Source organism: Acetobacterium malicum subsp. dehalogenans DSM 11527 (assembly GCF_000472665.1).
GTDB lineage: Bacteria > Bacillota > Clostridia > Eubacteriales > Eubacteriaceae > Acetobacterium > Acetobacterium malicum.
Genome location: NZ_AXAC01000025.1, coordinates 58,943 through 79,729, shown reverse-complemented (window position 1 = coordinate 79,729; position 20,787 = coordinate 58,943). Strand labels below are relative to the sequence as shown.

The window sequence follows — 20,787 nt, the reverse complement described above, 5'->3', positions numbered from 1 at the left end:
AACCGGTTTATCGGGAATACTATCTCAAAAAATATCATGAAGTTCCCAAACATCAGCACAAACGAGCCCTCGTTCTTACCGCAAGAAAACTAGTGCGCATGGTGGATGTGCTACTACGCAACCACCAACTCTATGCACCGGAAAGGAGTGTGTAGTATCGATTAATAAATCGATGCGCATATCCTTTTAAAAGCCTAATAGTATTAGGTCTGTTTAGTGATGCCTTTTTTAAAAAACAGCTCTAAATTTTTCTTAAACATTATATTGACTTATTACCACAAGTCTTTCAAATAAAATTATATAACGACAAGAATGACAAGAGGACGTTTCTCGTCATGCTCATCATTTCACTGCACGTACCACCATCATCTTTCCCAGTCCCAACACCCAGATCAATTGACGGACACTGCCACCGGTTCCCTGCTGAATCTGTCGGATCAGCTGATTTCGCTTATCAACTGGCAATTCTCCCAGATTACGGTATTCAGGGTTTTGGCTTACCAGAGCTATCAGTCGTTCATCCGTCCTTCTGGTTTTTGAGCAGGCTTCCAGACATTCATCCTGGTTTGCTTCCTCAGAAAACCGATTAAATCCAGTCCGAAAAAATGTGCAAATTTGCACCGTAGCTATAATCCAACGCTTATCTACTACAACTTAAACGGTATCGTTAAAGCTTCTTCCAAACTCCAACCCTCTTTTATTCTATCTTTGAAGATATAGCTTTTAATTCCCCAATAAGCACACATATCTTTCTCGGTGTCAAACTTCCTACCCAAATGATCAACTACCGTATTAGGATTTTTACCTTCTAAAGCTTCTTCTAATGACCACCCATCCTTTAACCGATCATTAAAAACATACTCCTTAACACCCCAATATAAACACATTTCAGACTTTGTTTTAAAACCCCTGCCTAGGTGATCCTTAATGCTATCCGGTTGTCTACTTTCCAAAGCCTCTTCCAATGTCCAATTCTCAGAAAGTCTATCTTTAAACACATAATACTTAACACCCCAATAGTTACACATCTCTTCTTCTGATTTATAGCCTCTGCCTTTATGGTCTACTACCCGAACCGTTAAGCAATCCTCTAGAGACCAATTTAGACTTCTTCTATCAAGAAAAACTGCATAACTGATGTTGTATGCTGAACACATCTCTTTTACGCTCTGATAACTCTTTCCTAAATGATCCTTAACCATCTTTAAACCCTCGTTACCAATACTACCGTCTCCACATGGCCGGTATGCGGAAACATATCCACACACTTCACTTTCTTGACTTCATACCCCGCCGCCACAAAAAACGGCAGATCCCGGGCCAGCGATGTCGCCTTACAGGACACGTACACAAATACCTTGGGCTTAAAATCCAGAATTTTAAAGATCGCTTTGGGATGGATGCCGTCGCGGGGTGGGTCCAGAATAATCACATCGGCCGGATCATGGAGGTTAGCTACCTCCACCATCACGTCACCGGCAATAAACTGGCAGTTGTCCAGGCCGTTCTTGGTGGCATTGGCTTTGGCCGCTTCCACCGCTTCGGCGACCAGCTCAATCCCGACCACCTTTTTAGAGACCGGCGCCAGTACCTGGGCAATGGTGCCGGTGCCGCAGTATAAATCATAAATGACTTCGTTCTGTTCCTGACCGACGAAATCCCGAACGACAGAATAGAGTTTTTCGGCTCCTAAGGTGTTGGTCTGGAAAAAGGAAAAACTGGTGATTTCAAAGGTCAGTCCTAAAATCTTGTCTTCAATTTTGTCTTCTCCATACAGGGTTTTGGCGGTTTCGGCTTTAACCACATCGGCGATGCCATCGTTTTGGGTATGCAGAATCCCCCGGATCTGGCCGATAAGCGATAGATCCAACAGGCATTTGACAAAGGCCGCCTCGTCCAGCGTTCCCTGGGTGGTGGTGGCCAGATTGATCAGCAGATCGCCGGTGTGTTTTCCCTTGCGCACGACCAGATGTCTTAAAAAACCTTCGTGGCTGCGTTTATGAAAATAGCTGTCCCCGGTTTGGGCAAAATAGCCCAGCACCGCCGTTTGAATCGCATTAAAATCCCCGTCGGTAATCTTACAGCCATCGGTTTTGACAATATTATAAAAGCTGCCCTGTTCATGCAGACCCAGCATCAATGGGCCATCTTTTTCGTTATCGCCGAAAGAATACTCCATCTTATTCCGGTAACCAAAAACCTCGGGGCTGGGGACAATCCCCTCATAGGCAAAGCCCGCGATCCCGGCCTGCTCCAGCAGGTTTAAGACATAGTTTTCTTTGAGCTTGAGTTGTTCTTGATAGGGCAGGTTCTGGTAGGTACAGCCTCCGCATTTGGCAAAGACATCGCAGGCCGCGGCAATTTCATTGGGGGCTTTTGCCAGCACTTCCAGGATTCGGCCTTCATATTTCTTGCGTTTCTTGGCAATGTTCACCAGCACCCGTTGCCCTGGCAGGCCGTTTTTCATAACCACTTTTTTTTCGCCGTGCATTCCCCAGGATTTACCGGGGAAATTAAATCCCTCTATCGTTAATTCAATTACTTCATTCTTTTTCAATTTGGACTCCTTAAATTTTCTTGTTGATTATTTGGGGCTGTTGATCCAGCCGATATTTACTATTACGCTTTGGTCAGTTCCTGAAAATAACGGGAAACGGCAAACATCCGGGCCCCGTTGATAATCTCTTTGATGCTGATGGTGATTTCCTCTGGTGATTGCTTCATCCCGTTTTGGGCCCAGTCGATAATCATCCCCACCACCCCATAGGATAAAAATTCGGCGGTAAATGTTTTCTTCTGGGGCGTCATCACCGGGACTGCTTCCGAGTTCATTTTGCGATCACGAGACAGATGTTCAATCATTTCGATAAAAATTTCCTTGGTAACGGTAAACAGATAATTCTGAAATTCAGTGCCATTGATGTCTTTTAAGGTGGTTTGATAAAAATGACCATCATTTTTCATCGTCGTTAACAGCGCCAGCACCTTGCTGTCCCAGTTTTCGATGGTCAGATCTGTTCGGATCACCAGGATCGCCTCTTGATAAACGATCCAGTTGATCAGGTCGTATTTATCGCGAAAATGATAATAAAAGGTCTGGCGGTTCAGGCCACACTCGGCGGTAATTTCGGCAATGGTTATTTTTTCAAAGTTTTTATTTTTTAGAATATGTTTAAAGCCCTTGGCGATAGCTTTTTTGGTTATTGATGCATCGGACATGCAGACACTCCTCATGATCTTTTTTTTAAATAATTATATCATTTCAGCTTGTTATTTCAAAGTGATCGTCAGCAAATAAAAAGAACCCCACATATTGCTATGCAGCGTTCTTTCAATCTTGGTCATTTTAAAATAATTGGTCGGAGTTCAGTTCGGCTTTAACGGTCACATCTTCTTTCTCAGCCTTCTTTTTCTTAATCATGGTCAAGAAGATCGTGGCGGCAAAGAAAACCACCAGATATATAACCAGAATCAGAAAGCTGTGCCAGAAGTCGCCGGAGATCGCACCGGTAATCGTATCCTTAAATACCACCACTGAGTAGGTCATCGGCATAAAGGGATACAGCACCTGGAAGAACTTCGGCACCGTTTCGATCGGGAAGGTGCCGCCGCAGGAGGTCAGCTGCAGAATCAGCAGTGTCAATGCCACAAATTTTCCGGCATCGCCCATGTGGATAATACAGAACTGGACAATCGCCAGGAAGGTCATCGAGACCAGACAAACCGAAACAAAGTACAGGCCGGTATGGGCGATTTCCAGCCCTAAGGCATATTTAATGATGCTGCCCAGCAAAATCGCCTGGGCCAGGCCCAACAGCAGATAAATAAAGCTGCGGGCAGTCTTATTGCTACTTTCCCGGGACAGGATCTTAAATTTCTGATCGGCATCAAAATAGATCCCGAAGAAGATAATCAGACCGCCAACCCATAAGGACAGGGACATAAAGTAGGGCGAAAAGTAGGTTCCATAATTGGCAATCGGGTCGATGACTTCATCGTCCACCGTAACCGGCTCACTGACATAGGTACCCAAACCATTTAATTTGGCGGTATCGGCATTGGCATCATTCACGGCAGTCGTGACGCCATTCTGGGCGGTGGTAATGCCGCTGTTAAGCTGCTGCTGACCGGTGACCAGGGTCGTGGCACCACTAGCCAGGGTGTTGGCACCATCGGCCAGAGTATAAACGCCATTGGTCAGGGTGGTGGCCCCGTTTGACAAAGCGGTCGCACCGTTTGTCAGTGATGAGGCACCATCTGAAACAGAACTGGCTCCGGCTGAAATACTATCGGCGGCATTGTTTAATTGGCCGGCGGCGGCACTGACGGTGGCTATCCCATCATCCAGATTGCTGGTTCCGGCGGCTAATGCCTGGGTCCCGGTGGCGATAGCATCCGATGCTCCGCTTAGTTGACTGCCGGCGGCTTCCAGTTGGGCAATACTGTCGGCATTGTCACTGGAGGCCATGTTCGCAATAAAGGCCGCAAACTGGGGGTCAGCCATCAATTCCGGATGTTCGCCAACAAAGGCCGAGATAAAGGCTGAGGTCTGATTGACGTTACCGATCAAAGTATCCACCCCAGCGGTGTAGGCTTGAATCCCCTGATTCAACTGATCGGTTCCAGCGGCCAAACTTTCTGCACCATTGCTCACTTGGGCCGAACCATTTTTTAAGGTGCTGATGCCATCGTTAAAATCAGAAAATTTGGCGGCAAATTGTGATGTTCCAGCGGCCAGGGTTTGAGTGCCGGAGGCCAGGGTCTCGCTGCCGGCGGCTAACGCCTGAGTGCCGGAGGCCAGGGTTTCCGAACCGGAGGCCAATTCCTGGGAACCGGCGGCCAGCGAATAAGTGCCGTTGGCTAAGGTCTGAGAGCCACTCAGCAATTGCGCCGAGCCGCTGGAAAGCTGGGTTAAGCCATCATTAAGGGTGCCCAGCTGACCGGGCACCTTGGCCACCTGATCGGTCAGATTGTTGACGATTTCGCCAGAAATGCTTTCGCGTAAGCTGGTTTCCATTTGCATCTCAGCTTTTCCCAGGATCTGACTGGCCAGATAATTTCGTTTTTCGTTGGGTGAAAAGATAATGCTGGCGGTTTGCTTATTGACCGTTGCCGCCGAGGCAATATTGTTTGAGAAATTCTGCGGCACCACGATCATGGCATAATAATCATCACTTTCGGTACCGGCTTTACCGGTGGCCTCGTCGGTGATTACATACTTAAAGGTACCATCCTTAATCAGTTCATCAAGGAATTCGTTCCCCAGATTTCGCTGCTGATTATTGATGGTGGCACCCGCATCATTATTGACTAATGCCACCGGCAGGTTATCCAATTTTGAGTAGGGATCCCAGAAGGCACTAAGATAGAAAAAACTATACATAAGTGGTATAATAATAACACCGATAATAACAATAAATCGGACTGTGTTGGCTTTGTTAACTATTTTTTTATTCATTTTCGCTCCTTTCGCTTGCTTAAAGGAGTATAGCATCAGGCGTTCAGCTTGTAATTATACGATTATTAAAACTTGTCCGAAATCCCGACAAATCGGGCGATTTGTCCAAAAATGAAAACGGTCTCCTTATTTTTTTTAAGGTTAAACCCTTCGTTTTTCCACTATTCCCGGCCTTTTTTCAAGGGCATCCATAATAACCACAGTAAACCAGCACTATTTTGGGTATAATATCACTAAACTAATCGTCAAATTTCAGGCAGGAGTTTTAAATTGAATATTCTTTCTCTTTTATCCTTTACCATTTTTATCTTATTTGTACTTCTGGGCATATATTGTCTGCGGTTAAACAAACGTCAACCGCTGAATCAATTCGCCTTTATTGAGTGTCTGATGCTTTCGGTCTGGGCTTTTGCCTATACCTTTTTTTATACTGCTCCCAATCCCGACGCAGCCATGTATTGGCATCGCATCGGCTGTATCGGCGGCAGCCTTTTTCCGCCCTTTGCCATATATTTTTTCCTTATTTTAAGTAACAGAGAGCATTATCTGTCCCTGTTCGAACTGAAAATACTGTTTTATGGGATTCCGATCCTGATTCTAATCAAAAATCTCACCGGTGATGCCACCTGTCTGGCCAGTGGTTTTGTGCAATCCACTTCCGGCCTCGGCTGGACTTATGTCAACAGTGCCAGCAATGTCTGGTCCTGGATTTATGTTTTATATTTAAGTATTTATTTTTCAATTGGCTTTTACCTGCTCCTTCAGTGGCATAACGAATCCTCCTATTCGGTGCAAAAAAGACAGGCCTTGACCATAATTGTTATCGATACCATCGTGCTTATTTTCGGTGTATCCTCGGATATCCTGTTGCCAATGGTGACCACTTTTTTACCGCCCATGGGAAATCTGGGGACCGCTTTGTTTGCAGTCGGATTTTTTTATCTGGTCAGCGATCATCAACTTTTTTCCTTTTCGACCACTGCCTCATCGGATGTGATTCTCGATACCGTTATGGACCCTGTTCTACTGCTTGATGACAAGGGCAAAATCCTGCGTTATAATCGGGCCACCTGTTTGACTTTAAAGTACGATGAAACCCAACTCCTGGGTAAAGATTTAAATCTACTGCTACGCTCCCAACAATATAACCGGGACAATATTGAGCTGTTGCGTGCCCATAATAAAATTGAAGGTCGGGAGACCGATCTGATCACTGCTGATGGTAAAACCATCCATGCGATCTTATCTGCCGCTGTCGCAAGTGACAGTATTGATGGTTTTATGGGCATCGTCGTTACCTTTCATGACATCACGAGGCGAAAAATAACCGAGCTGGAATTGCTGAAGAGCCGTGAAAACTATAAGCGACTGGCTGACGAACTTTATCTGCTGGCCAATTATGATCCGCTGACACACTTACCCAATCGCCGGATGTTTTTTTCCCGGCTCAAGGATCTCAGCAACCAATACCCCAGCAGTGCCCGCGATTTTTCTGTAATCTATATGGATCTGAATGAATTCAAGATCATCAATGACAATTACGGTCATGATGTTGGGGATCAGGTTCTGGTTGAAGCTGCCAAACGGCTGGAACAATCAAAAACCGGGGACGAATTCTTGTCCCGCATTGGCGGCGATGAATTTACCCTCATTATTCCTGACATAAAATCAGAAGCAGCGGTTAGAAATCGTGTCCGGGAAATCAAGACCGCCTTCAATCAGCCTGTCAAGCTCAATGAACTGAGCTCTGCTCTTTCACTATCTGCCGGTTATGCTTTATTCAGCACTGCTGCGGATAATATCGACATCCTTGTGCACAATGCCGATCTGAAGATGTATGAGGATAAACGCCGTTCACATGAAGCGGACAACTTATTTTAATATTCTTGCATTACCATTCTGAGCTTTTTCGAAGTATTATGCCAAAAAGGCCGCTCCAAAATGAAGCGACCTTTTTTTATGTTTTTGAGTTCAAATTAACGGGCATCTCATTAGCCGGCATAGTAATTCAGCTTGTCCAGCAAAACGCTTTTTGACTGGAGCCCGACGATGGTTTCCACTACTTCGCCATTTTTGAAAATTTTCATCGTTGGCACACTCATCACCCGATATTGTTGGGCCAGACTCTGGGTCTCATCGATATCAACCTTATAAACGCTGGCTTTATCTTTTAACTGCTCGGCTACTTCTTCTAAAACGGGAGCCAATGCTTTGCATGGTCCACACCAGGTAGCAAAAAAATCTACCAACACAACGCCTTTTCCTTGTAAAACCAGATTATCAAACTCTGTTTGATCGATTATCTTTGCCATTTTGTATCTCCTTTATTTCTTAGTTCTTTTTAATTCTTCGCCATTGGCGCATTTATCTTTTCCGCGATTGCTTCCAGTTCTGCCAGACACGTCTTATTGTCCAGTACCGGTAGCTCATCGGTATGAGAAAACTGAACAAAGCCAATCTCATCACAGCTCAGAGTTTTTTTGTACCATTCCAGCGTGTTATCCACCGCCTGGAACTGCCGCGGATAGTGAGGTGCCCCGCCAATACCGATGATCAGGATTTTTTTCTTTTTGATGGCTGACTTGTCCTTGAGGTTATAAACCATCTGGGTCCGATCAATCAGTGCCTTTATTTTTGACGGAAAAGCACTAAAATAAACGGGACTAGCCACGATCAGCAAATCACAACTTTCCATTTTCTGATAAATTTCAGTCATCCCATCTTCAATAACACATTGCCCCTGATGAGGGATACAATAATCACAGGCGAGACAAGCCTGAACGTCTATTTTATTGACATTATATTCAAACAATTCGTGTTCAACGTTAATTTTACTGATAAAATAGTCGATGGCTTTCTGTGTATTCTGATCATTCCGATGACTTCCCATAATTGCTACAATTTCCATTGGTTTTCCTTTCATGGTGGATCCTTTAGTTATTTAGGAATATTATACCCGATTTATTGCAGCATTAACAATATCTAATTATCTGGTGAAAAAATCTTCTTATCTGGCGGTAAATTTTTTTCAAAAAAGAAAAAAACCGAAGCCGTGTGAAAAGCGTTCGGTTTTTTCTAAAAACTTTGAAAGANGGTAACTTGTTATGTCTAAATAATACCCTACTTCCCTTAAGATTTCCTTAAAGCTATTATATTTTGACCTGTTTTTTCAAAGTTTCATGGAATTTCCCAGTACATTGGATCTTAACACAACAAATTTTTCCCTGTTCTTCATATTGAATTACATATTTTCGTTTACCATCCATATTTGTCAGGGTGTAGTTCCGCATTTGACCGTCGACTTTTTTTGCTTCCTCGATTGGCAGAATTTTTTTAATGTCATCCGTTTTTACTTCCAGGACGGTTTTTTTCCAGAAAAATATTTTTCGATCAATGATTAATCGGTCATGGGTGACGACCATTTCATAGGCGGTTGTAATATAACGCAGCGAAATTAAAAACCCGCCCATCATAATAACCAGACTGATCACACCAACAATTGTCTTTAACCGATAATCTTCCAGGGTATTGGCAAACTGATTGTATAGAAGCGTATATCCAACCACCACCACCATTATTATTCCCAGGGTAGTAAAACTGATTTGTTTGCTTTCAAGGGTTTCCCGTGCTTTAACTGCCATATGTCCTCCATGTTTCTGTAGTCATTTTCATTATAACCCATTGATCCCATAAAAAAAAGAGCTAAAGCTCTTTTTTGGCTGGTGTTTTCTAGTCTTCAGGCGAAAAATCTTCTTTTCCGACGCCACACAACGGGCAAACCCAATCGTCCGGAATATCCTCGAACGCTGTTCCCGGGGCTACTCCGCTGTCAGGATCCCCCACCTCAGGATCATAAATATAACCACAAATATCGCATACGTATTTCTGCATGTTTCCTCCTCCAGATCTCATCTGTCATTGATTTTATTTCTTGAATACATATTTACCCATTTACTCGATAATCTAACAAACTTTTAGAAAAGTATAATGAATTTAATAAAAAGATCGGCTTTTAGCTTTGCTCACGTTAAAGGCACCTCCCAGAAAACTCTGGAAGGTGCCTTTTCTCAATACTTCTAACTAGTCCTGAACAATTGCTTCTACTGGACACTGTTCAGCGCAAGCGCCGCAGTCAGTACATGTAGCTGCATCGATAACATAGATATCGCCTTCGGAAATTGCTTCTACTGGACATTCATCCATGCATGATCCACAAGCAATACATTCGTCTGTAATTTTATAAGCCATCTAAAAAACCCTCCTTTTAGCATTAACAACATCTTTATTATATCCTTTTTTGTTGTGAAATCAAGATGATTATTTGTCTTTTTTCACTTTTTCGAATTTTTTTACTTCAATTTCTTCCAGAAGATATTTTTTTACCTCGGTTTCATCCTTATTCACCTGAATTTTGACGAAAACGGTTTCTTCCAGAATACTTAACTTAAATACTTCACCCTCACCATCGGCAGTGACGACTCGTTGTCCCACCTTTGGCAATTTTTTAGAAACTTCTTCATAAAATTCCTGTTCGTAGGTCAGACAACATAAGAGTCGCCCGCAGATTCCTGAAATCTTAGTCGAATTAAGAGACAGATTTTGTTCCTTGGCCATTTTTATCGACACGGGTGTAAAATCCCCCAGCCACTGGGCACAACAGGTCGTTCGACCGCAGACTCCCAAGCCTTTGAATATCTTGGCCTCGTCCCGGACCCCGATTTGCCTGAGTTCAATCCGGACCTTAAAGATTGACGCCAGGTCCTTGACCAGCTCTCTAAAATCGACCCGACCTTCGGCCGTAAAATAAAAGATCGCCTTTTTCTGATCAAAGGTATATTCGACATCGATGAGTTTCATTTCCAGCTTATGTTTTTTTGCTTTGGCAATAAAAATCGCTTTGGCATCCTGTTCATTTTGCTTGAGTTTATTAAACTCCATGGTATCTGATTCCGTCGCTTTACGGATCACCGGTTTTACCGGAGCTACCATCTCTTCTTCGTCCACAACTCTGGCAGTCAGTGCGATTTCGCCATACTCAATGCCTCTGACGGTTTCCACAATAACCGGATCAAACTGTTCAAACTCAATATCCAGGGGATCAAAATAATATATTTTGCCCACTTTTTTAAATCGTACGCCGACGACTGATTTTCCCATTGGATTTATCCTTTCTGAATTTTCATTATCTTAATGAAACACTTTTCCCATTGTAATCTTAAATTAACATTATATTGTATCGTCGCCATCATTTCAAATAAAGTTTTGATAATGGCCTGATTTTTTTCATTTTCCAGCAATTGATGGAAGGCCCGGTGGGCGGGATTCGGGTCCCCATGATCAGGCAGGGGATGACCTTCCAGCAGCAGATTAACCTCATAAAACCAGTGAATAAAAAACTCCAGGATCTCCTGGCTGGTCGCCTTATCCTTGGATAACGCTTCTGCCAGGGTAAAGACCTTGATCTCATCCCCTTTTAAGAGGCTGTACAGCTCCCTCAGATAATGGGTTCGTTCTTTTTGGATCTCGCTGTTATTGAGCAGATATAAGGCCATTCCCGGGGATCCGCCAGATGCCCGGATGGCCTCAGCCACCGTAATTCTATCAAATTCGACTTCCCGTAAAATAATCGCTTCCATATCCACAATGCTCAGCGGCTGGAAATGATAACTCTGGCACCGCGACCGAATCGTCGGTAAGATTGTCTGCGGATGGCTGGTGATAAGGATAAAAATATTATAGCTGAGCGGCTCTTCCAACGACTTTAACAGACTGTTCTGGGCCTCTGGCGTCATTCTTTCGGCCCCATCAATAATATTAATGCGCCAATTTCCGGAGTAGGGTTTAATCGACAGCTCACTGATCATTTCCCGTACCTGGCTGATCTTAATGCTGGCTTCACCCGCTTTAGGACCAATAATTTTGACATCCGGATAGTTTTCATGATCAATCTGGGTACAGACCGGACAATGGCCACAACCTTTGTCGTGCTGATCCTGACATAAAAGTGCTTTGGCAAATTCCCGGGCGGTTTTCTTTTTTCCGATCCCATCGATTCCTGAAAAAAGGTAAGCATGGCTTACCTCGCTGGACTTTATTTCTTTTTCAAGATGATCGGTGATGGTTTGATGACCCTGTATCTTTTCAAACATTGTTTTCCTCACAAAGACTGGGATTAATTCGGTTTGTTCTTTTTATTTTCGCTATCATCGCTGTCATCCCAATCATCATTATCCAGTCCCAGCTCCGCATCCAACTCGGCACTGAATTCTTCATAATCCAGTAGCTTGGCGGCCTCTTCGTAATCGCTGTCTTTAACAAAAACCTCAATATGGGCGGGTGTAAAATTGCCCATGAAGATGCTGCGGATCGGTCCCCCAAATCCTTTTTCTCTGGTGATTACCTGAATCCCATTGGCGTTGAGATAATTCTTAAGCAGAATAAAATCCATATCTGAGTCGGCCATGGTTAGATAGGTATATTGATCTTCAATCATTTGATTTACGCTCCTTTATGCATTCCCAGATTTCCTGATGGATGCTTTCGATACTTCGCAACTGGTTATTCTGAACACAATTTATTTCCGTCCATCCATATTCCGCCACCAGCGCCAGGGCACTCTGGTAAGAATCGCGGAGGTGTGCGGGGCTGTTTTCGTGAATATCTTTTTCTTGCTTTCCGGTTATTTTATTATTCCGGTTTTTGATCAGTCGCTGGTTGATCTCCGGGGGAATGTTCAGAAAAAAGACCTGATCCGGAATCGGCAGACCATAGAGATTGAATTCAAAATCCCACAGCCAGTCAAGAAAACGTTTCCGTTCGGCTGGATCCACTATTTTTCCCGCCTGATGGACCATATTAGAGGTGGTATAGCGATCGGCCAGCACCAGACCGCCCTGCGCAAGAAAGTCCTCGTAATCTTCCTTATAGGAGGCATAACGATCGGCGGCATAAAAGGTCGAAGCAATGTACGGACTGATCGTCCCGGGATCTTTCCCGAAGGCGCCTTCCAAATATAATTTTACCATGGCTGAAGATTTTTTGTCATAACGGGGGTAAGAAATTTTCATGACTTTTTCTCCCGCTTTTATCAGCCGGTCATAAAGCAATTGGGTCTGGGTCTGTTTACCGCTGCCATCCACCCCTTCGATGACGATTAGTTGTCCCTGATGATTCTTTTCCATGATTACCGGCTCCTTTTTTATAATCGTTACTGCTCTGTTGGCATCGATCCCCACCACCGCCACCTGGTGATCCAGCAGATCGTTTAAATAAACGGCCATTTCCGGGCTGATCCGGCTGCCGGGAAGTAACACCGGGATACCCGGTGGATAGGGAATAATAAAATCCCCGACCAGCTGACCCACGGCCATATCCAAGGCCATCTTATCCTGGTGTTCTGCCGCCAGGGCTTCCCACAGCGGCATTTCGGTTTGCAGCGCGGCGGTAAAATCAATGTGCTCCCACCACCGTAATGGGATCTTTGGTTCTTTTTCTGGGCTTAAATCCAGCTTGATGGTTTTATTTATATCACAGATGGCTTGGGTTATTCTTACTAAATCGTCCCCACTGGTGCCGATCCCAGTCATCGCCAACACGTGATTGGTGGCTGACATTTCACATTGAATGCCGTACTTTACCGACAACTGCGCTTCCACTTCGGTTCCGGCGATGCCCCGGGTCTGAAACAGCCACTTGCTGCGATCATAGTCATGACCCCCATCAGCTCCGTCATAGAGAATAATCGGTTCCTGACCGCTCTGATTCTGACAGAATTTCTGATGGGCCGCCACGATCGTATTAAAAATAATTTCGCCCTTTTCATAAGCGCTGTCGACGGCCTCTTCCACTGAGATCATCAGTGGATAGCTGGGTGACGAGCTTTGCAGCAAGCTAAGAAAGGATTTGATCTTTTGCCGGTTCACCAGGCTACCCTGAAAATGAATCAGCGAGCTTTGGGTCAGCGATCCCAATATTTTATGAGTGCTCTGAATCACCACATCGGCACCGGCTGACAGGGCGTCCTGTGGTAGTTTATCACTAAAGTGTAGATGAGCGCCGTGGGCTTCATCGACAATTAAGAATTTTCCCTGGTCGTGGAGGATTGCGGCTATTTTGGCGACGTCGCTGGTGGTGCCATAGTAGCTGGGATTAGTCAGAATCATCCCCGCAATGTTGGGATATTCGGCCAATGCCCGGTGAACCGATGCAACGCTGATCGAATGGGCAAAGCCCAACTTTTTATCAATCTCCGGGGTGATAAAGACCCCGTCAATGCGCCCCAGCCCCAGCGCGCCAAAAACCGCCCGATGACAGTTAATCGGCACCAACAGCTGCGCTCCCGGGGCACAACTGCCCAGGATGGCACTGTGAATGCCGGTGGTGGTACCATTGACGAGAATCGCTGCTTCGTCGCTTTGATAGATCGCAGCCAGCTTTTCCTGAGCCTGGGCAATGATCCCCTGGGCATCATGGAGGTTATCGGCGCCGGGTATTTCGGTGATATCATAATCATATAAGGCAAAAGCTTCGCCCCGGCCCTTATGTCCGGGCATGTGAAACCGGTACTGGTTATGGCTATTAATTTTATTAAGTTCGTTTTTGATGATACTCTTTTTTATATCCATCTTTTTCATCTTCATTTTTTCCATGCCTTTATTTTAACACAACCGCTTGCCTTTAAACTGAGAAATTTAACTTTTATCCTTTTAACTTCCCAGGAATTATTATATAATGTTTGCGCAAATACTTTTATGAGGTGAATAGAAAAATGTCCAGTGAAAAAATTATTAATATCAATATGGAAAATTTCGAAACTGAAATTTTATCCTATAATGGAGCTGTCATGGTGGATTTTTGGGCAGAATGGTGTGGCCCTTGTAAAGCGCTGTCCCCGACAATCGATGAAATTTCGCAGGAGCTGGGAGCCGATATGAAGGTTTGTAAAATCAATGTCGATGAAAATCAGACCCTGGCCCAGCAATTCCGGGTGATGAGCATCCCCACGGTGGTTTTCTTTAAAAACGGTGAGGCCGTGAACCGCTTTGTTGGTGTTCGTGAAAAAAATGAGTATCTTGATACGATGAAGAGCCTGTAAGCCTGGCGCTTTAAAAAAGTCTAAACAGAATGACAAAATTCTGTTTAGACTTTTTTTATTATTTCTAAAACTACCGTGAGCTTCGCTGCCAGTTTGCACGAAACAATTTTTACACTGTACGTCGGACAGTCTATCGACTGTTCGACTACACGTTACAAAATTCGCAAAGGTAACGAGCCAATCACAAGCTTGCTTGTAGTTGGCGACTGCCTGCGACCTCGAAGAAATTCGCATAGCGATTTCTTCTGGTTGTTTGTGAAACTGACAGCGAAGCAATCATTGTTCCATTATTAAATTACATGGCAACTTTTTATGTATAGATTACGAAACTTTCCCACCGGAGGGAATGCCATCGACGGTGACCAGGGACAATTTTTTGCCCTTGGTGGCGGCCAGAATCATGCCGTTGGATTCCAGTCCCCGGAGGTTGACCGGTTTTAAGTTGGCCACCAGGATGACGGTTTTACCGACCAGATCTGCCGGGGCATAGTATTTGGCAATACCGGATACCACCTGACGTTTTTCCTGGCCGACCAGCAACTGTAAGACCAGCAGACGATCGGCATCGGGATGGGGTTCACAGGCAACTACTTCGGCCACCCGCAGCTGCACCTTGGCAAAATCGTCAATGGTGATCAGGCCTTCTGGCAGTTCTTCCGAACTTGGGCTGTCGTTTTCTTTTTTAGCTTTTTCCGTTTTAGCTTTCGCTTCTTTGACTAGCTGTTCGGCTTTCTTTTCCAGTTCAATACGGGGGAATAGGGCCTCGCAGCGTTCGATCTTGAGGCCTTCGGGATAACCGCCAAATTTCTGGATGCTGTCCCAGGTCAGGCTTGCTTCCGGACATTTTAACTGTTCGCCGATTTTTCGGGCCGTTTCCGGCATCGCCGCCGAAATCAGCACCGTGACAATCCGCAGCGATTCGGTCAGGTTATACATCACCTGGGCCAGTCGGGCCTGTTTTTCCGGGCTTTTGCCCAAGACCCAGGGTTGAGTTTCATCAATATACTTATTGGAACGGGAAACCAGTTTCCAGATTTCTTCCAGGGCCCGGCTGAAATCCAGCTTGTCCATGTAGTCGCTGACGATCGCGGGGGTTTTTTCGGCCAAGTCAATGAGGTCATGATCGATCTCTGCCGTTTCCCGTTCTTTGGGAATCACACCGCCAAAGTATTTATCGGTCATCGCCAGGGTCCGGCTGAGCAGATTGCCAAGGTCATTGGCTAGGTCGGAATTGATGTGGCTGACCAGCAGATCTTCGTTATAAACACCATCGGAACCGTAGCTCATTTCCCGCAGCACATGGTAGCGCAGGGCATCAACGCCATATTTATCCACTAAGACCACCGGATCGACCACATTACCCACCGATTTGGACATTTTTCCGCCTTTTAATAAGATCCAGCCGTGGCCATAAACCTGTTTGGGTAGCGGTAATTTTAACGCCATCAGAATAATCGGCCAATAAATGGTATGGAAACGGATGATATCTTTACCAACCAGATGGACATCGGCCGGCCAGTATTTTTCCATCAGATTGGGCTTATCATTGAGGTAGCCCAGGGCTGAAATGTAGTTGGGTAGGGCATCAATCCACACGTAGACGACATGACCGGGATCAAAATCCACCGGCACTCCCCAGGTGAAAGAGGTTCGGGAGACGCATAAATCCTGCAGGCCCGGTTTAATAAAATTATTGACCATTTCATTTTTTCGGGATTCCGGTTGGATGAAATGGGGGTTGTCTTCAATGTATTTCATCAAGTCATCGGCATATTTGGACATTTTAAAGAAGTAGGCTTCTTCGGAGGCTTTTTCCACCGGCCGGCCACAGTCCGGACAGTTACCGTCTACTAGCTGGCTTTCGGTCCAGAAGGATTCACAAGGGGTGCAGTACCAGCCTTCATAGTTAGACTTATAAATATCACCCTGATCATAAAGCTGCTTAAAAATCCGCTGGATCGTTTTTTCATGCTCGGGATCGGTGGTCCTTATAAACTGATCATAGCTGATGTTCATGGTATCCCAGAGGTTTTTAATCCCCGTGACAATCCCATCAACATAAGCCTGGGGCGCAACTCCGGCGGCTTCGGCGACCTTCTCAATTTTTTGACCGTGCTCATCGGTGCCGGTTAAAAAATAGGTATCATAGCCCTGCAGTTTTTTAAACCGGGTAATCGTATCCGCCGCCACGGTGGTGTAGGTATGGCCGATATGCAGGTTTCCACTGGGATAATAAATGGGGGTGGTAATATAAAATGTTTTTTCTGACATAAGTTCTCCTTTTATTGATTCTTCCGTATTTGATGGCTTAATCCACAAAAAACCCCCCGTCCAGTTAAGGGCGAAGGGTTCGCGTTACCACCTTAGTTCGCACTATTCTCACAAATAATGCCTTCATAAGTTATCTAAACTTTCAGTTTTATCGCGTCAAGCGGTCCAGGCTAAAACATTCACCCAAACTTACTCCGAGGCCATCTTCAATGCTTTTTCTGTCACCGGCTTTCACCATCCCGGCTCTCTCTTCACAGTGCCCACACCTACTCTTCTCTTCATCGTAATTTTTTATTACTTTTTTAATTGCTATCCCTATTATACTTTAATTCCAGATTTTTTCAAGGGATTTATCGTTTAACCGCATTATAAACATCCCGCCTGGAAATATTCCGATCTTTGGCCACGGCTTTCATGGCTTCTTTTTCCAGCAGACCCGTATTGAGATAATATTCCAGATGTTCTTCGAGACTCAGGCTTTCCAGTTCCAGCCCGGCGGCGGCGTTGCCTTCGTCGGCGGTCCGGCCTTCAATACAGAGCACATACTCGCCCCGGGGGGCCTGTTCCTGATAATAGTGACGATGTTCCGCGATCGTGCCATAGCGGGTTTCCTCATAACGTTTGGTAATTTCTCTGGAAATGCTCATCTGCCGATGGCCCAAACCATGCTGATCAAGAATCTCCAGGGTTTTCGGTAACCGGTGCGGCGATTCGTAAAGGACGACGGTAAACTCTGATGCTTCGATTCGTTTCAGGCCTTCTTTAATGGCCTTATTTTCTTTACCTAAAAAACCGAGAAATAGAAACGCCCGGGTATCCAGTCCCGACAGCACCAGACCGCAGAGCCCGGCGTTAGGACCGGGAACCACCTCCAGGGCAATGTCATTGGCAACGCAATTTTTTACCAGCACCGATCCCGGATCGGAAATCAGCGGCATCCCGGCATCCGAGATCAGGGCGATATTCTGACCTTGTTTCAGCAGGTCAATCAGTCCTTCGCTGGACTGCTGTTCGTTATGCTGATGATAGGCCACCATCTTTTTAGAAATCTCAAAGTGATTGAGCAGCTTAATCGAATGTCTCGTGTCTTCGGCGGCGATCAGATCGACCTCCTGTAACACCCTTAGCCCGCGGATGCTCATATCATCCAGATTCCCAATTGGGGTACCGACTATATATAGTTTTCCGGACATCTATTCGTTATAGAGGTTTCTGGCCACATACACCCCATTGGCGGATGCCTGCATCAACCCTCGGGTGACCCCGGCGCCATCACCCAGCACATAGAGATTTTTAATGCTGGACTGGAAGTTTTTATCAACGGTGACCTTATTGGAATAGAACTTGACCTCCACTCCATAAAGCAGAGTTTCGTCACTGGCCAGGCCGGGCGAAACATGATCCAGGGCCTGGATCATTTCATCAATGTCCTTCATGATCCGGTAGGGCAAGACTAAACAAAGATCGCCGGGTACCGCATCGATTAAGGTCGGCCGAATATTATTGCGCATCAACCGTTCCTGGGTGGTACGGCGGCCTCTTAAAAAATCGCCGTAGCGCTGAACCATGATCTTGTTGCCAGTCAGCATATTTCCCAATCCGGCAATGTGCTTGCCATAGGCAACCGCTTCTTTAAAGGGTTCGGTAAAGCTTTTGGAGACCAGCAGCGCAAAATTGGTATTATGGGTTTTTAAACTATCCGACTTATAGCTGTGGCCATTGACCACCGCCAGTTGGTTATCATAATATTCGGTCGACACGACACCCCCGGGGTTGGAACAGAAGGTCCGGACACTGTCATCAAAGGTGGGGGTATAATAGACCAGTTTACCTTCGTAAAGGGCATCGTTGATTTCCTGCATGACCTCGTTGCGGGTTTCCAGACGAATCCCGATATCGATCTTTCCGACCTTGGTTTCAACCTTGTATTCTTCACACATACTGGTAAACCATTCCGAGCCATCCCGGCCCACGGCTACCAGCACCTTGTCAGCCCGATAGGTTTCTCCCTTGGCGACCACACCGACCACGGCATCATCCTCGACCACCAGACTTTGAACCGGGGTCCGGAATTTGATATCGATGCCCAGATCGTCGATCAGATAGTTCTGAATCCGCTGGTAAATGGTATAACCCACCTCGGTACCCATATGACGCACCGGGCACTCAATCAATTTCAGATTGCTCTGGATCGCCTTGGTGCGGATATCCCGGATCTTGTCGGGATTATCGAGACCATGGACCCGTTTATCGGCGCCAAATTCAATGTAGAGATCATCCACATATTTAATCAGGTCGACCGTCGCATTGTAACCGATATATTCCGGTAATTCACCCCCGACATCGGGTGAAAGTGACAGTTTACCGTCTGAATAGGCTCCCGCTCCGGCAAAGCCGGTGGTAATATTACAGGGTTTACAGCCAATACAAACATTGGTCTGGCGTTTGGGACAGATTCGTTTTTCAATTGAATTGCCCTTTTCCAGCATCAGGATCTTAAGTTCTTTATTTTTTTTGGCCAGTTCCATGGCCGCAAAAATACCACCTGGTCCCGCTCCGATGATTATCACATCATATTTCATGTTATTCTTCCTTTATGCAAACGCATCCGGGCCGTAGTCATCTTCATTATAACCGACAGCCAGATCGTTGAATTTTGTATATTCAGGAATCCATGCCAGGCGCACGGTCCCGGTTGGGCCATTACGTTGTTTGGCAATGATTACCTCTGATAAGTTTTTTAATTCCGGGTTTTTATCGTAATAAAATTCCCGGTACAACAGCATGATGACATCAGCATCCTGTTCGATTGAACCGGATTCACGCAAATCCGACATGACCGGATGATGATCGGTTCGGGCATCCGGGGCCCGGCTGAGCTGGGATAAAGCGATAACCGGGGCTTCCATTTCTCGGGCCAGGGCTTTCAGACCCCGGGACATTTCAGAAATTTCATTTTGCCGGTTTTCGCTGCGGCTGCCGCCACTCATCAGTTGCAGGTAGTCAATTACAATCAGATCCAGGGCTTTTTCAGTTTTTAGCCGCCGGCATTTGGAGCGGACTTCAGAAACCGTGATCCCCGGGGTATCATCAATAAAAATACTGGCACCATAGAGAGTATTGTAACCTACCACCATCCGCTCCCAATCTTCCTTGCTGAGATTACCGGTTCTGACGTTGTTGCTGTCAACCAATGAGGCCGCGCAAAGCATCCGCTGAACCAGCTGTTCCTTGGACATTTCGAGACTGAAAATAGCCACCGAGCGATTATCTTTGATAGCCGCATTTTGCGCGATATTCAAGGCAAAGGCGGTTTTTCCCATCGACGGCCGGGCCGCTACGATAATCAGGTCGGATGGTTGTAAGCCGGAGGTAATATGGTTGAGCTCGGTAAAGCCGGTTTCGATGCCGGTGAGCTTACCTTTTTTACTTTCGATCGCCTCAATCTGGGCCAGGGTGGTGCTCAGGGTTTCCTGAATGCTCTGAAAATCACCGGTCCGCCGGCCCTGGGAAACCTTGAAGATTTCCTGTTCGGCACGGTCAATCACATCTCCGATATTATCATACTGGCCATAACTGTCTTCGAGAATCTGGGTCGCGGTATGAATAAGATTGCGAATGACGGCCTTTTCATGGACGATCTGACAGTATTCCAGATAATTCCGGTTGATCGGCACCATCTCAATCAGTTCACTGAGATAGCCAATCCCGCCGATTTTTTCCAGTACCCCACGATTTCTGAGGGAGTTGATCAGGGTGACCGTATCGATGGGTTTTCTTTCATTATGGAGATCCAACATCGATTCATAAATTTCTTTATGGGCCCCCCGATAAAAATCATGGGGCGATAAAAGCTCTTCAGCCCGGGCAATATTTGACTCATCCATCAGGATGGCGCCTAAAACAGACTGCTCCGCTTCTAAATTATGGGGAGGGACTTTGGGATTCATCACCGCTTAGTCTC

General features: G+C 45.6%; 20 protein-coding genes and 2 pseudogenes. 3 read left to right on the top strand and 19 right to left on the bottom strand.

The annotated features are described in order from the left end of the window. Positions 1 to 155: pseudogene (locus A3KS_RS23470) on the top strand (IS110 family transposase); the annotation flags it as partial. Positions 156 to 342: 187 nt separating this feature from the next. Here the strand turns inward: A3KS_RS23470 and A3KS_RS0110835 are convergent. The 5 genes from A3KS_RS0110835 to A3KS_RS0110815 all read right to left on the bottom strand — a co-directional run bounded on the left by A3KS_RS0110835 (position 343) and on the right by A3KS_RS0110815 (position 5,458). After that, on the bottom strand, positions 343 to 621 hold the full coding sequence (locus A3KS_RS0110835) for a hypothetical protein (protein ID WP_026394947.1): 279 nt from the start codon (positions 619 to 621) through the stop codon (positions 343 to 345). Between the two features lie 26 nt (positions 622 to 647). Beyond that, positions 648 to 1,202, bottom strand: coding sequence for a hypothetical protein (locus A3KS_RS0110830; RefSeq protein ID WP_026394946.1), 555 nt, complete (start codon positions 1,200 to 1,202; stop codon positions 648 to 650). A 2-nt stretch (positions 1,203 to 1,204) separates the two neighbouring features. Continuing rightward, positions 1,205 to 2,557, bottom strand: coding sequence for a 23S rRNA (uracil(1939)-C(5))-methyltransferase RlmD (rlmD, locus tag A3KS_RS0110825; protein ID WP_026394945.1), 1,353 nt, complete (start codon positions 2,555 to 2,557; stop codon positions 1,205 to 1,207). 62 nt (positions 2,558 to 2,619) lie between these two features. Next, positions 2,620 to 3,219: a TetR/AcrR family transcriptional regulator C-terminal domain-containing protein gene (locus A3KS_RS20890; protein ID WP_035355993.1), complete on the bottom strand. Its 600-nt coding sequence runs from the start codon at positions 3,217 to 3,219 to the stop codon at positions 2,620 to 2,622. A 127-nt stretch (positions 3,220 to 3,346) separates the two neighbouring features. Beyond that, a complete protein-coding gene (locus A3KS_RS0110815) occupies positions 3,347 to 5,458 on the bottom strand; it encodes a YhgE/Pip domain-containing protein (RefSeq protein WP_026394944.1) in 2,112 nt (703 codons plus the stop codon). A gap of 270 nt (positions 5,459 to 5,728) precedes the next feature. Between A3KS_RS0110815 and A3KS_RS0110810 the strand changes: the two genes are divergently transcribed. Then, complete coding sequence (locus A3KS_RS0110810) at positions 5,729 to 7,339, top strand: diguanylate cyclase domain-containing protein (RefSeq protein WP_026394943.1); 1,611 nt, start codon at positions 5,729 to 5,731, stop codon at positions 7,337 to 7,339. Between the two features lie 110 nt (positions 7,340 to 7,449). Here the strand turns inward: A3KS_RS0110810 and trxA (A3KS_RS0110805) are convergent, their stop codons facing one another. The 10 genes and pseudogenes from trxA (A3KS_RS0110805) to A3KS_RS24020 all read right to left on the bottom strand — a co-directional run. Beyond that, complete coding sequence (gene trxA, locus A3KS_RS0110805) at positions 7,450 to 7,770, bottom strand: thioredoxin (RefSeq protein WP_026394942.1); 321 nt, start codon at positions 7,768 to 7,770, stop codon at positions 7,450 to 7,452. A gap of 29 nt (positions 7,771 to 7,799) precedes the next feature. Then, positions 7,800 to 8,366: a flavodoxin family protein gene (locus A3KS_RS0110800; RefSeq protein ID WP_026394941.1), complete on the bottom strand. Its 567-nt coding sequence runs from the start codon at positions 8,364 to 8,366 to the stop codon at positions 7,800 to 7,802. A gap of 241 nt (positions 8,367 to 8,607) precedes the next feature. Continuing rightward, the gene (locus A3KS_RS0110795) at positions 8,608 to 9,099 is read right to left on the bottom strand and encodes a hypothetical protein (protein ID WP_026394940.1); all 492 of its coding nucleotides are present in this window, start codon (positions 9,097 to 9,099) and stop codon (positions 8,608 to 8,610) included. An 88-nt stretch (positions 9,100 to 9,187) separates the two neighbouring features. Beyond that, positions 9,188 to 9,349: a rubredoxin gene (rd, locus tag A3KS_RS23180; RefSeq protein WP_084504968.1), complete on the bottom strand. Its 162-nt coding sequence runs from the start codon at positions 9,347 to 9,349 to the stop codon at positions 9,188 to 9,190. 189 nt (positions 9,350 to 9,538) lie between these two features. Further along, positions 9,539 to 9,706, bottom strand: coding sequence for a 4Fe-4S binding protein (locus A3KS_RS23175; RefSeq protein ID WP_070370676.1), 168 nt, complete (start codon positions 9,704 to 9,706; stop codon positions 9,539 to 9,541). 69 nt (positions 9,707 to 9,775) lie between these two features. Next, the gene (locus tag A3KS_RS0110780; RefSeq protein WP_026394939.1) at positions 9,776 to 10,615 is read right to left on the bottom strand and encodes a PSP1 domain-containing protein; all 840 of its coding nucleotides are present in this window, start codon (positions 10,613 to 10,615) and stop codon (positions 9,776 to 9,778) included. A 5-nt stretch (positions 10,616 to 10,620) separates the two neighbouring features. Beyond that, the gene (holB, locus tag A3KS_RS22600) at positions 10,621 to 11,607 is read right to left on the bottom strand and encodes a DNA polymerase III subunit delta' (RefSeq protein WP_051355810.1); all 987 of its coding nucleotides are present in this window, start codon (positions 11,605 to 11,607) and stop codon (positions 10,621 to 10,623) included. A gap of 23 nt (positions 11,608 to 11,630) precedes the next feature. After that, positions 11,631 to 11,951: a putative signal transducing protein gene (locus A3KS_RS0110770; RefSeq protein ID WP_026394938.1), complete on the bottom strand. Its 321-nt coding sequence runs from the start codon at positions 11,949 to 11,951 to the stop codon at positions 11,631 to 11,633. Next, positions 11,944 to 12,639, bottom strand: a complete 696-nt coding sequence (locus tag A3KS_RS24025) for a dTMP kinase (protein ID WP_026394937.1) — start codon at positions 12,637 to 12,639, stop codon at positions 11,944 to 11,946. The genes A3KS_RS0110770 and A3KS_RS24025 overlap by 8 nt, the downstream gene beginning before the upstream one ends. A 93-nt stretch (positions 12,640 to 12,732) precedes the next feature. Beyond that, positions 12,733 to 14,082: pseudogene (locus A3KS_RS24020) on the bottom strand (aminotransferase class I/II-fold pyridoxal phosphate-dependent enzyme); the annotation flags it as partial. Between the two features lie 143 nt (positions 14,083 to 14,225). On the opposite strand from A3KS_RS24020, the gene trxA (A3KS_RS0110760) reads away from it, so the two are divergent. After that, positions 14,226 to 14,552, top strand: coding sequence for a thioredoxin (gene trxA, locus A3KS_RS0110760; RefSeq protein WP_026394936.1), 327 nt, complete (start codon positions 14,226 to 14,228; stop codon positions 14,550 to 14,552). A 321-nt stretch (positions 14,553 to 14,873) separates the two neighbouring features. On the opposite strand, the gene metG is transcribed toward trxA (A3KS_RS0110760), so the two are convergent. The 4 genes from metG to dnaB form a co-directional block, all read right to left on the bottom strand. Continuing rightward, complete coding sequence (metG, locus tag A3KS_RS0110755; RefSeq protein WP_026394935.1) at positions 14,874 to 16,823, bottom strand: methionine--tRNA ligase; 1,950 nt, start codon at positions 16,821 to 16,823, stop codon at positions 14,874 to 14,876. 350 nt (positions 16,824 to 17,173) lie between these two features. Beyond that, entirely contained in the window at positions 17,174 to 18,016 is an 843-nt protein-coding gene (rsmI, locus tag A3KS_RS0110745; RefSeq protein WP_026394934.1) for a 16S rRNA (cytidine(1402)-2'-O)-methyltransferase, read from the bottom strand. Next, a complete protein-coding gene (locus A3KS_RS0110740) occupies positions 18,017 to 19,405 on the bottom strand; it encodes an NAD(P)/FAD-dependent oxidoreductase (RefSeq protein ID WP_026394933.1) in 1,389 nt (462 codons plus the stop codon). 12 nt (positions 19,406 to 19,417) lie between these two features. After that, on the bottom strand, positions 19,418 to 20,773 hold the full coding sequence (gene dnaB / locus A3KS_RS20880; protein ID WP_035355990.1) for a replicative DNA helicase: 1,356 nt from the start codon (positions 20,771 to 20,773) through the stop codon (positions 19,418 to 19,420). Positions 20,774 to 20,787: the final 14 nt, after the last annotated feature.

Excerpts from the sequence above, each read along its gene's own strand:
- trxA (WP_026394936.1), top strand. The coding sequence starts at position 14,226 with ATGTCCAGTGAAAAAATTATTAATATCAATATGGAAAATTTCGAAACT.
- dnaB (WP_035355990.1), bottom strand. The coding sequence starts at position 20,773 with ATGAATCCCAAAGTCCCTCCCCATAATTTAGAAGCGGAGCAGTCTGTT.
- A3KS_RS0110740 (WP_026394933.1), bottom strand. The coding sequence starts at position 19,405 with ATGAAATATGATGTGATAATCATCGGAGCGGGACCAGGTGGTATTTTT.
- A3KS_RS0110780 (WP_026394939.1), bottom strand. The coding sequence starts at position 10,615 with ATGGGAAAATCAGTCGTCGGCGTACGATTTAAAAAAGTGGGCAAAATA.
- A3KS_RS23175 (WP_070370676.1), bottom strand. The coding sequence starts at position 9,706 with ATGGCTTATAAAATTACAGACGAATGTATTGCTTGTGGATCATGCATG.
- holB (WP_051355810.1), bottom strand. The coding sequence starts at position 11,607 with ATGTTTGAAAAGATACAGGGTCATCAAACCATCACCGATCATCTTGAA.
- rsmI (WP_026394934.1), bottom strand. The coding sequence starts at position 18,016 with ATGTCCGGAAAACTATATATAGTCGGTACCCCAATTGGGAATCTGGAT.
- A3KS_RS0110830 (WP_026394946.1), bottom strand. The coding sequence starts at position 1,202 with ATGGTTAAGGATCATTTAGGAAAGAGTTATCAGAGCGTAAAAGAGATG.
- A3KS_RS24025 (WP_026394937.1), bottom strand. The coding sequence starts at position 12,639 with ATGGAAAAGAATCATCAGGGACAACTAATCGTCATCGAAGGGGTGGAT.
- A3KS_RS0110795 (WP_026394940.1), bottom strand. The coding sequence starts at position 9,099 with ATGGCAGTTAAAGCACGGGAAACCCTTGAAAGCAAACAAATCAGTTTT.
- A3KS_RS20890 (WP_035355993.1), bottom strand. The coding sequence starts at position 3,219 with ATGTCCGATGCATCAATAACCAAAAAAGCTATCGCCAAGGGCTTTAAA.
- A3KS_RS0110770 (WP_026394938.1), bottom strand. The coding sequence starts at position 11,951 with ATGATTGAAGATCAATATACCTATCTAACCATGGCCGACTCAGATATG.
- A3KS_RS0110800 (WP_026394941.1), bottom strand. The coding sequence starts at position 8,366 with ATGGAAATTGTAGCAATTATGGGAAGTCATCGGAATGATCAGAATACA.
- trxA (WP_026394942.1), bottom strand. The coding sequence starts at position 7,770 with ATGGCAAAGATAATCGATCAAACAGAGTTTGATAATCTGGTTTTACAA.
- rd (WP_084504968.1), bottom strand. The coding sequence starts at position 9,349 with ATGCAGAAATACGTATGCGATATTTGTGGTTATATTTATGATCCTGAG.
- A3KS_RS0110815 (WP_026394944.1), bottom strand. The coding sequence starts at position 5,458 with ATGAATAAAAAAATAGTTAACAAAGCCAACACAGTCCGATTTATTGTT.
- metG (WP_026394935.1), bottom strand. The coding sequence starts at position 16,823 with ATGTCAGAAAAAACATTTTATATTACCACCCCCATTTATTATCCCAGT.